The organism is Bacillus sp. AFS001701, assembly GCF_002559405.1.
Classification (GTDB): Bacteria; Bacillota; Bacilli; order Bacillales; family Bacillaceae_G; genus Gottfriedia.
Map to the genome: position 1 here is coordinate 1 of NZ_NTZO01000146.1, position 13095 is coordinate 13095.

Annotated in this window: 16 protein-coding genes and 1 other annotated feature; of the genes, 15 read left to right on the forward strand and 1 reads right to left on the reverse strand. The window is 33.1% G+C overall.

The window, feature by feature from the left end; translation table 11 throughout:
- Nucleotides 1-79: 79 nt before the first annotated feature.
- The 9 genes from CN514_RS11535 to CN514_RS11575 all read left to right on the forward strand — a co-directional run bounded on the left by CN514_RS11535 (nucleotide 80) and on the right by CN514_RS11575 (nucleotide 7401).
- A complete protein-coding gene (locus tag CN514_RS11535; protein ID WP_098232704.1) occupies nucleotides 80-640 on the forward strand; it encodes a Maf family protein in 561 nt (186 codons plus the stop codon).
- Nucleotides 641-661: 21 nt separating this feature from the next.
- A complete protein-coding gene (gene radC, locus CN514_RS11540; RefSeq protein ID WP_098232705.1) occupies nucleotides 662-1348 on the forward strand; it encodes a RadC family protein in 687 nt (228 codons plus the stop codon).
- Nucleotides 1349-1483: 135 nt separating this feature from the next.
- On the forward strand, nucleotides 1484-2524 hold the full coding sequence (locus CN514_RS11545) for a rod shape-determining protein (protein ID WP_098232706.1): 1041 nt from the start codon (nucleotides 1484-1486) through the stop codon (nucleotides 2522-2524).
- A gap of 171 nt (nucleotides 2525-2695) precedes the next feature.
- Nucleotides 2696-3550 (forward strand): rod shape-determining protein MreC, encoded by an 855-nt coding sequence (gene mreC, locus CN514_RS11550; RefSeq protein WP_098232707.1) that lies wholly within the window; start codon nucleotides 2696-2698, stop codon nucleotides 3548-3550.
- 7 nt (nucleotides 3551-3557) lie between these two features.
- Complete coding sequence (mreD, locus tag CN514_RS11555) at nucleotides 3558-4076, forward strand: rod shape-determining protein MreD (protein WP_098232708.1); 519 nt, start codon at nucleotides 3558-3560, stop codon at nucleotides 4074-4076.
- Between the two features lie 48 nt (nucleotides 4077-4124).
- The gene (gene minC, locus CN514_RS11560) at nucleotides 4125-4811 is read left to right on the forward strand and encodes a septum site-determining protein MinC (RefSeq protein ID WP_098232709.1); all 687 of its coding nucleotides are present in this window, start codon (nucleotides 4125-4127) and stop codon (nucleotides 4809-4811) included.
- Nucleotides 4812-4813: 2 nt separating this feature from the next.
- Entirely contained in the window at nucleotides 4814-5608 is a 795-nt protein-coding gene (gene minD, locus CN514_RS11565) for a septum site-determining protein MinD (RefSeq protein ID WP_088014421.1), read from the forward strand.
- A gap of 169 nt (nucleotides 5609-5777) precedes the next feature.
- A complete protein-coding gene (locus CN514_RS11570; RefSeq protein WP_098232710.1) occupies nucleotides 5778-6548 on the forward strand; it encodes a M23 family metallopeptidase in 771 nt (256 codons plus the stop codon).
- Nucleotides 6541-7401: a site-2 protease family protein gene (locus CN514_RS11575; protein WP_098232711.1), complete on the forward strand. Its 861-nt coding sequence runs from the start codon at nucleotides 6541-6543 to the stop codon at nucleotides 7399-7401. The genes CN514_RS11570 and CN514_RS11575 overlap by 8 nt, the downstream gene beginning before the upstream one ends.
- Before the next feature lie 146 nt (nucleotides 7402-7547).
- Here CN514_RS11575 and CN514_RS11580 read toward each other — a convergent pair whose 3' ends face one another.
- A complete protein-coding gene (locus CN514_RS11580) occupies nucleotides 7548-8114 on the reverse strand; it encodes a glycosyltransferase family A protein (protein ID WP_098232712.1) in 567 nt (188 codons plus the stop codon).
- 206 nt (nucleotides 8115-8320) lie between these two features.
- Here CN514_RS11580 and CN514_RS11585 point away from each other — a divergent pair, with 206 nt between their 5' ends.
- From CN514_RS11585 to obgE, 6 genes are all read left to right on the forward strand, one after another.
- On the forward strand, nucleotides 8321-9769 hold the full coding sequence (locus tag CN514_RS11585; protein ID WP_286141644.1) for an Rne/Rng family ribonuclease: 1449 nt from the start codon (nucleotides 8321-8323) through the stop codon (nucleotides 9767-9769).
- A gap of 61 nt (nucleotides 9770-9830) precedes the next feature.
- Nucleotides 9831-9908: a sequence feature (ribosomal protein L21 leader region), on the forward strand.
- 13 nt (nucleotides 9909-9921) lie between these two features.
- A complete protein-coding gene (gene rplU, locus CN514_RS11590; protein WP_025672164.1) occupies nucleotides 9922-10230 on the forward strand; it encodes a 50S ribosomal protein L21 in 309 nt (102 codons plus the stop codon).
- A 9-nt stretch (nucleotides 10231-10239) separates the two neighbouring features.
- Nucleotides 10240-10575, forward strand: a complete 336-nt coding sequence (locus tag CN514_RS11595) for a ribosomal-processing cysteine protease Prp (protein ID WP_098232714.1) — start codon at nucleotides 10240-10242, stop codon at nucleotides 10573-10575.
- A 16-nt stretch (nucleotides 10576-10591) separates the two neighbouring features.
- A complete protein-coding gene (rpmA, locus tag CN514_RS11600; RefSeq protein WP_025672162.1) occupies nucleotides 10592-10882 on the forward strand; it encodes a 50S ribosomal protein L27 in 291 nt (96 codons plus the stop codon).
- 250 nt (nucleotides 10883-11132) lie between these two features.
- Entirely contained in the window at nucleotides 11133-11675 is a 543-nt protein-coding gene (locus CN514_RS11605) for a Spo0B C-terminal domain-containing protein (protein ID WP_098232715.1), read from the forward strand.
- Between the two features lie 15 nt (nucleotides 11676-11690).
- On the forward strand, nucleotides 11691-12977 hold the full coding sequence (obgE, locus tag CN514_RS11610; RefSeq protein ID WP_098232716.1) for a GTPase ObgE: 1287 nt from the start codon (nucleotides 11691-11693) through the stop codon (nucleotides 12975-12977).
- Nucleotides 12978-13095 lie beyond the last annotated feature (118 nt).

The window sequence follows — 13095 nt, forward strand, 5'->3', positions numbered from 1 at the left end:
TCGAATTTGTGTTATAGTGATTACTTGGGTAGGATAGTCATGTATCCTTCCTTTTAAAAAAAAATAATAGGTGAATGAAATGAAAAAACTTATATTAGCCTCTGCATCTCCTCGAAGAAAAGAACTTCTTAGCATGTTAAATATCCCTTTTATCATTGAAACTAGTGATGTTGAAGAAGTAATGGAGCAGAACTTGCAGTCTTCTGAGATTGTAATGAAATTGGCGGAAGAAAAAGCTATAGATGTATCTAATAAATTTCCAAATGCAGTAGTAATCGGTGCTGATACGATCGTTACTTATAATGATAAAAAACTAGGTAAGCCTACCTCAAAAGAAGATGCATTTGCCATGTTAAAAATGCTATCTGGAAAAACACACGAGGTTTTTACTGGAGTTTCAATTATTAATGAAGGTAAAAGTAGTAGCTTTTATCAGTGTACAAAAATTACCTTTAGTGAACTAGGTGATCAAGAAATAATTGATTATATCAATACTAATGAACCGATGGATAAAGCTGGTTCTTACGGCATACAAGGATATGGCGGAACATTTGTAGAGAAAATAGACGGCGACTATTATTCAGTTGTTGGACTTCCGATCAATAAAGTTAAGAAAAAACTAAGAGAACTAAATTTTTAACTTTTGATTTGAGGTGATACTTTGTCAAATTCGCTTCTCATTAAAGATTTTCCGAAAGATGAAAGGCCAAGAGAGCGATTGTTAAAATTTGGTCCCAGTAGTTTGTCTAACCAGGATTTACTTGCGATCTTATTAAGGACTGGGACAAAAAATGAATCGGTTTTAAAAGTTTCAAACGAACTTTTATTGAAATTTGATGGGCTAAGATTATTAATGAATGCGTCTGTTGAAGAAATATCAAATATTAAAGGGATCGGTGAAGCGAAAGCTGTACAGTTAATTGCTACCTTTGAATTAGGAAAAAGGATTAACCGTCTTCAATATGACGAAAGATTTATGATTAAAAGTCCAGATGATTGTGCTGAATATATGATGGATGAAATGCGATTTCTTGAACAAGAGCATTTTGTATGTTTATACTTAAATACGAAAAATCAAGTTATTGCCCGCGAAACTATTTTTAAAGGTAGTTTAAATGCTTCGATCGTCCATCCTCGTGAAGTTTTTAAAGAAGCTTTTCGTAGATCTGCAAGCTCGATTATTTGTTTACACAATCATCCAAGTGGGGATCCAACTCCAAGTCGAGAAGATATCGAAGTAACAAAACGATTAGTTGAATGTGGAAAAATAATTGGAATTGAATTACTAGACCATATCATAATTGGTGAACATAAGTATGTCAGTTTAAAAGAAAAAGGTTACGTTTAAGGGTGTTCATTAGTAGCTAATTGTTTTATAATGTAAGTTATGGATAAAAACCTGTTATTTACTAACGATAAGAGAATATAGTATAGATACTTTAAATATGAATTTAAGTTGTACGTTTTAGAAAGGAAGATACATATGTTTGGATTAGGTGGATTTACTCGTGATTTAGGAATAGACTTAGGTACTGCGAATACTTTAGTCTTTGTAAAAGGAAAAGGAATAGTAGTTAGAGAACCTTCTGTTGTGGCATTAAAAACAGATACGAAACAAATTGTTGCTGTAGGGAGTTCAGCAAAACTTATGATTGGTCGTACTCCAGGAAACGTTGTTGCGACTAGACCAATGAAAGATGGAGTTATTGCTGACTTTGAAACAACAGCAACAATGATGAAGCACTATATTGATCAAGCTCAAAAGAGCAACGGATTTTTCTCACGTAAACCTTATGTAATGGTATGTGTGCCATCAGGTATTACTGCTGTTGAAAAAAGAGCTGTTATTGATGCAACAAGACAAGCTGGTGCACGTGATGCATTCTTAATTGAAGAACCTTTTGCTGCAGCAATTGGTGCTAATTTACCGGTTATGGAACCAACTGGAAGTATGGTTGTTGATATTGGTGGAGGAACAACTGAGGTTGCAATTATCTCATTAGGTGGAATCGTTACTAGCCAATCGATTCGTACTGCTGGTGATGATATGGACGAAGCCATTATCCAATATATTAAAAAGAACTATAACTTATCAATTGGTGAACGTACTGCCGAACAGTTAAAGCTTGAAATTGGTTCAGCTATTAAAACTGATTCAGATGAACAAATGGATATTCGTGGTCGTGATTTAATTTCAGGTTTACCTAAAACGATTACAATCCATGGAGAAGAAATTGCAGTAGCTTTAAGTGACACAGTAGAAGCAATTGTTGAATCTGTTAAAAATACTTTAGAGAAAACACCACCTGAATTAGCAGCGGATATTATTGATCGTGGAATCGTTCTTACTGGTGGTGGAGCACTTCTTCGTAATATTGATAAAGTAATTGCTCAAGAAACAAATATGCCTGTAATAGTTGCGGAAGACCCTCTTGACTGTGTTGCAATGGGTACAGGTAAAGCATTAGATAATATCGATATTTTCAAAAAGAATTATTCTTCTTCAAGCACTTCATATCGATAATAGTTGATTGGTAATATAAAAATTTGGCTAGTTTTCTAAAAGGATGGACTACTAAATAAGTTCTTTAATAAGAAGATTAGTTAAAATTTGTAATCCTCACTACAATTAGTGAGGATTACATTCATGAAATCGTTAGAACAAAAAGTTGAATTGTTATAAGAGGGTGTAAGAATGCCACAATTTTTTCAAAATAAACGTTTAATGATTGTCTTAGCTGCTATTATCTTACTAGTGGCACTACTAGGTTATTCTTTAAGAAGTAATAGAAATCTTTCAATTCCTGAGCAGTTTATTAAAGATACAGTAAGTTTGACTGAAAAAGTATTAAATAAGCCCGCACAACTTATTGCGGGTTTATTTAATAATATGGCAGACTTAAAAGATACATATGATGAAAATCAAGTTTTGAAAAGTAAGCTCGATAAATATGTTGAATTATCTGTACGTGAGAAAGCATTAGAAAAAGAAAATAAAGAATTAAAAGACATGATTGGAATCAAAAAAAGCTTAAGTGATTATGATACATTTCAAGCTACAGTTACAATAAGAGATCCGGATAAATGGCAACAAATCATTGCCATTGATAAAGGGTCGATCAGTGGAATTGAAAAAGAAATGGCAGTTATCACTTCTAAAGGCTTAATTGGTAAAGTTAAAAATGTTTCTAAATTTTCATCAACTGTACAATTATTAAGTTCTTCAGATCGTACAAATCGAATTTCTGCTAAAATTCAGCAAAAAGATACGGTTTTTGGTTTGATAGAAGGTTATGATGTTGAGAAACAAGCTTTATTATTCAAACGAATTCCTTCAAATGCAAAAGTAAAAAAAGGACAAACAGTTGTGACTTCAGGACTTGGTGGTGTTTTTCCAGCTAATCTAGTGATAGGAAAAGTTGAGGAAGTTGTTCCAGATGAACATGGGCTAACACAAACAGCTTATATTAAACCGCAAGCAGATTTTAATGACATAAATCATGTTCTAGCTGTTAAGCGTTCAATTGATCAGCCACAGAAAGGAGAGTAATTAGTAAATGAGTAAGTATGGTTTACCTCTCCTTTTAACATTTCTGTTTATTTTAGAAAATATTTATGTATCAACTGTATCGCCAAACATTCTTGGTCACAATGCGATAAGTGTTCCACATTTTTTATTTTTTGGTTTATTATTTATTACATTATATTACAATCCGAAGAAGGCACTTATTTATGGTGTTATCTTTGGATTCATTTATGATATTGTTTATACAGAGATTATAGGTATATATTTAGCTGCTTTTCCGTTATTTATCTTTTTAATCAGTCAAGCAATTAAAATACTTTACGCGAATTTATTCGTTCGAAGTATTCTTGTTTTAATATGGACAGCAGCCTTAGAATATTTAGTATACGGATTAAATGCGTTGTTCGGATTTACTAATATGAATAATACATACTTTTTGAATCATCGATTATTTCCGACATTATTACTGAATGCACTATTTATATTAATTTTTGCATATCCTTTCTCATCATTATTAAGAACGATTAGTGAAAATAATGAGGAAAAATAAAGGATTTTTTCGGGTGCATGTCGAATTATACAATCGGGGTGAACACTTATCATGGAACAGAGGCAACAATATGTTACAATAAAAGGAACGAAAGATGGTCTAACACTGCACCTCGATGATACATGTTCTTTTCAAATTTTAGTAGATGAAATTGAAGAAAGACTGTCTACCCACTTGTTTGAGAGCAATGATCGTCCCTTACTTGCAGTTCGTTTAAAAATAGGAAATCGTTTTTTATCTCCCGAACAAGATGAAATTATTCGTTCAATTGTTCGTAAAAAGAATAATCTTGTGGTTGAAACAATCGAAAGTAATGTGATTTCAAAGCAAGAAGCTATTGAATGGATGAAAAGGGAGGAAATTGTACCTATTTGTAGAATGGTAAGATCCGGTCAGATTCTCCAAGTGAAAGGTGATTTACTGTTAATCGGTGATGTTAACCCAGGTGGAACTGTTATTGCGGGTGGAAATATCTTTATTATGGGTGCACTAAGAGGTACTGCTCATGCCGGTTTTAATGGTAATAAGGAGGCAGTTATTGCGGCATCAATAATGAGACCAATGCAGTTGAGAATTTGCAGCATAATGAACAGAGCACCGGATCATTATGGTGATGAAGGCAATGAGATGGAATGCGCGTATATAAACGAAGAAAGCCAAATCATTGTCGATCGCATACAATTTCTGACTCATCTTAGACCTAGTTTGACAAGGTTAGAAAGGGGCATGATGTAACTGTGGGAGAGGCTATAGTAATTACATCTGGTAAAGGTGGAGTTGGTAAAACAACTACATCAGCAAATTTAGGAACAGCATTAGCGATGTTTGGAAAAAAAGTGTGCTTAATTGACACTGATATCGGCCTACGTAACTTAGACGTTGTCATGGGATTAGAAAACCGCATCGTCTATGATTTAGTGGACGTTGTTGAAGGTCGCTGTAAAACGCATCAGGCATTAATAAAGGATAAGCGTTTTGAATGCTTATATTTATTACCTGCTGCACAAACAAGCGATAAAACTGCTGTTTCTCCTGAACAAATGAGAGAGCTTGTTGATGAATTAAAAAAAGACTATGATTATATATTAATAGACTGCCCTGCTGGTATTGAGCAAGGATATAAAAATGCAGTAGCCGGTGCAGATAAAGCGATCGTTGTCACAACTCCTGAAGTTTCTTCAATTCGTGATGCAGATCGTATTATTGGATTATTGGATCAAGAGGATATTGAGCCTCCTAAACTAGTAATCAATCGTATTAGAAGTCATATGATGGAAAATAGAGATAGCTTAGATGTTGATGAAATTACTTCAATGTTAGCTGTAGATTTAATTGGTATTGTCCAAGATGATGAAAACGTTATTAAGGCAACTAATAGTGGTGAACCTGTAGCGTTGAATCCAAATTCAAAAGCTTCTATTGCATATAGAAATATTGCGAGAAGAGTGCTAGGGGAATCTGTACCATTACAATCTTTAGAAACTGAAAAGAGTATTTTCTTTAAAGTGAAAAAATTATTTGGTATCCGATAACACTTCGTAAAAAGCGAAGTGTTTTTCTTTTTTCTATTTTTCAAATTTCCTCTTTAATCACTTCCAAAATCCTGTCTAATCCTTTGTCCACTTTTCAAATTATCTACTCATAAGTTGTCCTATAGATTCATATAAATTAAATAACAAGGTTGCGAGGAGAGGTGACACTTTGAGTAAGCGCGTAGATGATATAAGAAAGCGGATCGCTAAACGGCGTGAACAAGAAGAAAAATGGGGAAATCCGAATCAATTGATGAGCAAATTTCCGGTAAAAGAAATGCAAAATACTGAGGGCGGATACACTTATACTTATGATGATTTGGTAGAAGAGCAAGGTAAGAAAATAATGAATAACTCTAACTTTATGTTTAGAAGTTTATTATGCGCGATTATTGTACTAGCTTTAGCCATCATCTTAAAAAGTAACTCACCTATGGCATCTCAAGTTCGGCATGGTCTTTCACAAGTTTATGAAAGTGAATTTCAGTTTGCTACATTACAGAAATGGTATGAAGATCGGTTTGGAAGTCCTATTGCTTTTTTACCGCAATTAAATAATCAAAAAGAGAATGTTGGAAATGATAATTATGCTGTTCCTGCAAGTGGTAAAGTACTTCAAAGCTTTAAAACGGACGGCCAAGGGATATTGATTCAAACTGAAGCTAACCAAAAGGTAGAGTCAATCAAAAAAGGTCGAGTACTTTTTGTAGGAAAGAAAGATAATTTAGGGAATACGGTCATTATTCAACACGCCGATGGTTCAGAATCTTGGTACGGAAAATTAGGAACAACTAACGTAAAAGTTTATGATGAAGTGGATAGTAAAAAGGTTATCGGAACGGTATCATCCAATGATGAAGGGAATCTAGGTACTTATTATTTCGCGATTAAAATGGGGGAAAAATTTATAGATCCGAAACAGGTGATTCCATTTGAATAAATGGCTAACTCTTCCTTCCAAAATTTCTGTTCACCCACTGTATTTATTAATAGCATGTATTGGTATTATGACAGCTAATTTTTGGTCAGTATTGTTTGTATCAATAATAATTTTCTGTCACGAAGTAGGTCACGCCATTGCTGCTACTTCATTTAATTGGAGAATAAATAAAATTACGCTACTTCCGTTTGGGGGTGTTGTAGATCTTGATGAACATGGAAATCGACCAACCTACGAGGAGTTTATTGTTACAATCTCTGGCCCCATTCAACATTTAACTTTATATATAATCGCTAACTTCCTATTTCGAATGAATTTAATGCCTGAAAATCTCTATACGCTTTTTATCAATTACAATCTTAGTATTCTTTGTTTTAATTTATTACCAATATGGCCATTAGACGGTGGGAAATTAGTCTATCAGTTATTTTCATTGATCTTTCCGTTCATTAGAGCTCATATATATAGCTTGTACTCATCATTTGTATTTTTATTGTTATCCTCATTACTTACAATCATCATACAGCCTATGAATATTACAATTTGGGTTTGTCTATTATTTTTAATCTTTTCCTTATGGGGTGAGTGGAAAAATAGGCATTTTGTTGTTATACGATTTTTAATGGAACGGTTTTATGGAAACAAACAATATATCCAAAAAATTAAATCGATCTCCTTGAATAAAGAAACAAAATTATTTCAAGTTTTTTCTAACTTTCAAAAAGGATATAAATACAACGTCGTCTTTTCTGTTGATAAAAAAAATCAACAAATGTTAGATGAAAATGAATTATTACATGCTTACTTTACTGAGAAAAAAGCAACCTATTCGCTTGAAGAATTAATTAGTTAAATTTCATTTGTTTTAAACTTTAAACTGAGATAGCTTGATATGAAGCTATCTTTATAGTGTTGAAATTATATGAGTCAGTCCAATAGCAAACAAAAAAAGATGGTCTCTAGGTGAGGCCATTTTTTATTAATTTTATTTATTTCTTACTATACATACCAGGAGGAGTCTTTTGGAATATAGTCATAGTAATACAGTATAGAAGGGATTCTTTTTTGAATTATTATATCGTTTGAAACTCGTCTGCCCCATTCATCGTCTTCTCCAAAACTGATATTAAGAAATTTATGTGCCGAGGCAATCTTTTTTGAATAGCACATTAAGTGATTTGGTTTTCGATAATAATAATTTTCATCTTCCCCATGTGCAAACTCTTTCCCATATTTACAAACTTTAGAATATTGGTTATTAAAATTTACTAAAACGTCAAATACAATACAGTCAACATTTGGTGTTTCATTGATTGCTGAGCACAATAATTCAATATAATTTGGTTCAATCCGATCATCGTCATCTATAAAAACTACATAATCTCCTTTTGCTTGCTCAATTAGAACATTTCTTTTTTCACCAATGCTTCTTTTTTTATTTTCTAAAAGTACTAATATTTCAACTGGATGTGTTTTACTCTGTTTATCTAATTCATTAATAATATTATTTAAATACCCCATTCTTTCGGGGACGGTTGGAATAAGAATTGATAGAATTATATCCATATAATCGCTCCTATCTAAATCAGGATTAAGTAAAAGAAAGGGTAATACAGGAAAAGAAACGTAAGAGAAATCTTAATATAATATTCAATTTCTAATATTCATGTGAGTAGACGAACTAATTAGATTGTATTAACTAGCTTTTTTCTAGTTAAATGAATAAAATGTGATAGATACTATATATAGTTAGGAAGATGAATTTGAAGAAAGTGATTATGAATGTAAAACATTCAGAGAAAAGAATTGCTGTAACTGAAAATGACCAGCTTGTTGAATGGTTTTCTTCTGCAGACCAAAATACATATGTAGGAAATATTTATGTAGGACAAATCCAAGAAGTCATGCCGAAATTAAATGCAATTTTTGTAAATATAGGTTTAAATAAAAATGGCTTCATGAGATTCGAAGATACAGTCGAGGGTAAAGAATCTGAAATCAATAAAGACGAATTAATCAGAAAAAAGTTCCAAAAAGGACAATATATTTTGGTTCAAGTCATAAAGGATGCGTTTGATGAGAAAGGTCCTAAGCTTACAAATAATCTTGAATTCTCTGGTGATTACGTAGTATATTTCCCTCTTACAAAACAAGTTGCTGTTTCAAATAAAATAAAAAAAGAATCGAAACGAAATAAATTATACTCATTAGGTCGAGATTACACTAGTGAAAATGAGGGGCTAATTTTCAGATCTTCATGTGAAAATGCTGAATCAGATGTGATTTTAAATGAGTTAAAAGGCTTTCAAACATTTTATGATTCATTAAAAAATCAAAGCTTTAAAAAAATCACTTGTGTATGGGAAGCGAATTCCTTGTTTACTAAGTTTTTTAAATTACATCCTAAAGATACAATCAGTGAATTAATCATTGATGATTTAGCTGCTTATAAAAATTATTTACCCGAAGGTCTTCAAATAAATAGTTATAGAGGAAATGAAAATATTTTTGTGGCATTTAAAATTGAAGAACAAATAGAGAAATCTTTTAAACAAATTGTATGGTTAAAAAATGGTGCATTTCTTCTAATCGAGCAAACTGAAGCTATGACAGTGATCGATGTAAATACAGGTAAATTTAGCGGGAAAAATAATCGTGAAGAAACTGTGTATCATACAAATCAATTAGCTGCAATTGAGATTGTTCGCCAATTAAGACTTCGTGATATTGGTGGAATGATTATTATTGATTTTATAAATATGAAGTCCGTTGAACAGCAAAAAAGTATAGGCGAGCAATTAAAGGAAGTCTTTAAAAATGATCGAGCATATACAAAGCTATTTGGATTTTCTGACCTTGGTTTATTTGAACTTACACGCAAAAGAACAGCTCATTCACATATCGAAGCAACACATCAAAAGTGCCCTGTATGTAATGGTAGTGGGCTTGTAAAAAACACAGTTCAGACAGTTTTTGAGCTAGAAAGAGCGCTTTGGGAGCTCTCAACAAGTCGTGATATTGAGGCTTTACTTGTTGAATGTAGTGAGGATGTCGCAAAAGCGTTAAATGGAGATCAGAATAATCATGTGCAAAGACTAGAAAAAGCAATGTTTATAAAAATCTGTTTGAAAATTATATCTTCAAAAACACCATTTTATAATATAGTACGAACTGGTACGATCAAGGAAATAACAAGCTATTTAGAAACAGTCATTTACTGAAGTAGTTGTTGACATTCGACATACGTCATGGTAACATCATAATGTTATTGTTTGTAGCGCACCCGTGCTACAACCGCGCATAATAGGTATTAAATTGCTATTTTTAGCATGCCTATTGGTGGCGAGTCTTAGACTATTGAGGAGGTGCAATTATGTACGCAATTATTGAAACTGGTGGTAAACAAATCAAAGTTGAAGAAGGTCAAGCAATCTACATCGAAAAACTTGATACTAACGCAGGTGAAACTGTAACATTCGACAAAGTTTTATTCGTAGGTGGCGAAAACATCAAAGTTGGTAGCCCAACTGTTGAAGGAGCTACTGTAACTGCAAAAGTTGAAAAGAACGGTAAAGCTAAAAAGATTCTTGTATTCAAATACAAATCTAAAAAGAACTACCGTCGTAAGCAAGGTCATCGTCAACCTTACACTAAAGTTGTTATCGAAAAAATCAACGCTTAATTTTAAGTAATGACTAAAATAACAATTGAACGTTTAAAAGATGGACGTATAGGTTCCTTTAAAATAAGTGGACATGCATTTTTTTCTGATGCTGGGACTGACATTGTTTGTGCCGGTATATCAGCAGTTTCAATAGGAACTGTAAATGCTTTGGAAGCAATTTGTCGTATAGATTCCGAATTAAATACAGTAATTGATGAAAAGAAAGGTTTCTTGAAGTATCAATTACCGATTGATTTAAATGAAGATAATATGCAAAAAGCGCAACTTATCCTTGAAGCGATGATCGTATCTTTACAAACTATCGCTGCAAGTTACGGTGACTATGTCACTATAAACGAGTAAAACAGGAGGTGTAACCATGTTAAAATTAAATCTTCAGTTATTTGCTTCTAAAAAGGGAGTAGGTTCTACAAAAAACGGTCGTGACTCAATGTCAAAACGTCTTGGCGCTAAACGTGCTGATGGACAATTCGTAACTGGTGGTTCAATTCTTTACCGTCAACGCGGCACTAAGATTTATCCAGGTGTAAACGTTGGTCGTGGTGGAGATGACACATTATTTGCGAAGGTTGATGGCGTAGTTAAATTCGAACGTTTAGGCCGTGACCGCAAACAAGTAAGTGTATACCCTGTAGCTCAAGAAGCTTAAGAAACTAACTTAGAAACTCTAACCTTTTAGGTTAGAGTTTTTCTGTACTTAAGACATTTTTATTTATAAATTGCTATTCAACATAAAAAAGGTGTTGTTATAGTAACCTCTCAAACAATATGCTCCAAAGACTCGGCATTTTACAAGCTACACACTAGTTTGAGACTTTCAAAATAATCAATCAAATTGCCGAGTCTAACTTTTTAATTACCTTCATAAATACCAAAATGTAAACCTATAGGAGAATACAATGCAGGAGAAATGGGACGTTCTAGAGGTATTAAGACATTCACGTCATGATTGGTTAAATCGAATTCAATTAATAAAAGGATACATGGCCACAGGTCAATCTGACCAGCTAGAAGAAACGATTACGAAAATTGTTGCTGATTCCTTGAATGAAGCTAAAATTTGTTCGTTACAAATTCCAGAGTTTGCAGAATTTATCATTACCTATAACTGGAAGCCTCGTACAATTGTACTAGATTATGAAATTTTAGGGGAACCATGTTCGCTTAAAAATTTAGACGAAGTGATGACAGTATGGATTCAAAATTTTTTAGAAAAACTAGAATCTTGGGTACATATTTATGAGGAAAATTTTGTTAGTTTAACAATTGAAATAAATGATAAAACAGTTAGTTTCTTTTTTGATTTCAGAGGTAAACTAACAAAGAAAGAAGATATGTTGAAGTGGATTGTTTCATCATCAAATGACAGCTCAAAAATTAGAATGATATCATATTTTTGTGAGACAGAAGAGTGCAGTATCGAATTTAAAATGGAAAAATAAAAGAGTGGTGGATTTATGTTTATTGATCAAGTCAAGATATATGTAAAAGGTGGAGACGGTGGAAACGGTATGGTAGCCTTCCGTCGTGAAAAATATGTTCCAAAAGGTGGCCCTGCTGGTGGAGACGGTGGTAGGGGAGCTAATGTTGTATTTAAAGTAGATGAAGGCTTAAGAACATTAATGGATTTCCGTTATAAACGTCATTTCAAAGCAGATCGTGGTCAACATGGTATGTCTAAAAATCAACATGGAAAAAATGCAGAAGATATGATTGTAAAAGTACCACCTGGGACGATCGTAACAGATGCTGATTCAGGTGAATTAATAGCTGACCTTACAATGGATGGTCAAACAGCTATTATTGCAAGAGGAGGCCGTGGAGGCCGTGGAAATAGTCGATTTGCATCGCCTGCAAATCCAGCTCCAGAAATAGCGGAAAATGGAGAACCAGGTAAGGAAAGAAACATTAAACTAGAACTTAAAGTTTTAGCTGATGTTGGATTAGTTGGTTTCCCAAGTGTTGGTAAATCAACATTACTATCTGTTGTAAGTTCTGCTAGACCAAAAATCGCTGAATATCATTTTACAACAATTGTTCCTAATTTAGGTGTTGTAGAAACAGAAGATAACCGTAGTTTTGTAATGGCCGATTTACCAGGGTTAATTGAAGGAGCACATCAAGGTGTTGGACTTGGGCATCAATTCCTACGTCATATTGAAAGAACACGTGTAATTGTTCATGTAATTGATATGTCAGGTCTTGAAGGTAGAGACCCATATGAAGATTACTTAACAATTAATCAAGAGCTTAAAGAATATAATTTACGTTTAACTGAACGACCTCAAGTAGTCGTTGCAAATAAAATGGATATTCCAGAAGCTGAAGAAAACTTAATTAAATTTAAAGAACAAGTTGGAGATGAAGTACAAATTTTCCCAATTTCTGCGGTAACACGTCAAGGTTTACGTGATTTATTATTTACAGTTGCGGATTTAGTTGAAACAACTCCAGAATTCCCACTTCATGACGAAGAGGAAGACAAACCATTACGAGTTCTATATAAATATCAAAAAGAAGAACCTACTTTTGAGATTACTCGTGAAAGTGATGGAACGTTCGTCGTTAAGGGTGAAGAGCTTGAAAAACTATTCAAAATGACTAACTTTGAACGTGAAGAGTCAATTCGTCGATTTGCACGTCAAATGCGTGGAATGGGGATTGATGAAGCACTACGTCAACGTGGCGCGAAAAACGGAGATATCGTTAAAATTTCTGAATATGAATTCGAATTTATCGATTAATAATTCCTTTATAAAAAAGCGGGTGTCCAAAAAGTTTTACAATTTGGGCACCCGCTTTCTTAATAAGGTAAAAAAATAGCGAACTTCAAATAAATTTGGAGAATCGCAATTAAAATTG

What these genes read in the sequence shown, in the direction of transcription:
- mreD (WP_098232708.1), top strand. Translation starts at nt 3,558, where the DNA reads ATGAGTAAGTATGGTTTACCTCTCCTTTTAACATTTCTGTTTATTTTA.
- CN514_RS11605 (WP_098232715.1), top strand. Translation starts at nt 11,133, where the DNA reads ATGCAGGAGAAATGGGACGTTCTAGAGGTATTAAGACATTCACGTCAT.
- CN514_RS11580 (WP_098232712.1), bottom strand. Translation starts at nt 8,114, where the DNA reads ATGGATATAATTCTATCAATTCTTATTCCAACCGTCCCCGAAAGAATG.
- CN514_RS11545 (WP_098232706.1), top strand. Translation starts at nt 1,484, where the DNA reads ATGTTTGGATTAGGTGGATTTACTCGTGATTTAGGAATAGACTTAGGT.
- mreC (WP_098232707.1), top strand. Translation starts at nt 2,696, where the DNA reads ATGCCACAATTTTTTCAAAATAAACGTTTAATGATTGTCTTAGCTGCT.
- CN514_RS11535 (WP_098232704.1), top strand. Translation starts at nt 80, where the DNA reads ATGAAAAAACTTATATTAGCCTCTGCATCTCCTCGAAGAAAAGAACTT.
- rpmA (WP_025672162.1), top strand. Translation starts at nt 10,592, where the DNA reads ATGTTAAAATTAAATCTTCAGTTATTTGCTTCTAAAAAGGGAGTAGGT.
- rplU (WP_025672164.1), top strand. Translation starts at nt 9,922, where the DNA reads ATGTACGCAATTATTGAAACTGGTGGTAAACAAATCAAAGTTGAAGAA.
- CN514_RS11595 (WP_098232714.1), top strand. Translation starts at nt 10,240, where the DNA reads ATGACTAAAATAACAATTGAACGTTTAAAAGATGGACGTATAGGTTCC.
- obgE (WP_098232716.1), top strand. Translation starts at nt 11,691, where the DNA reads ATGTTTATTGATCAAGTCAAGATATATGTAAAAGGTGGAGACGGTGGA.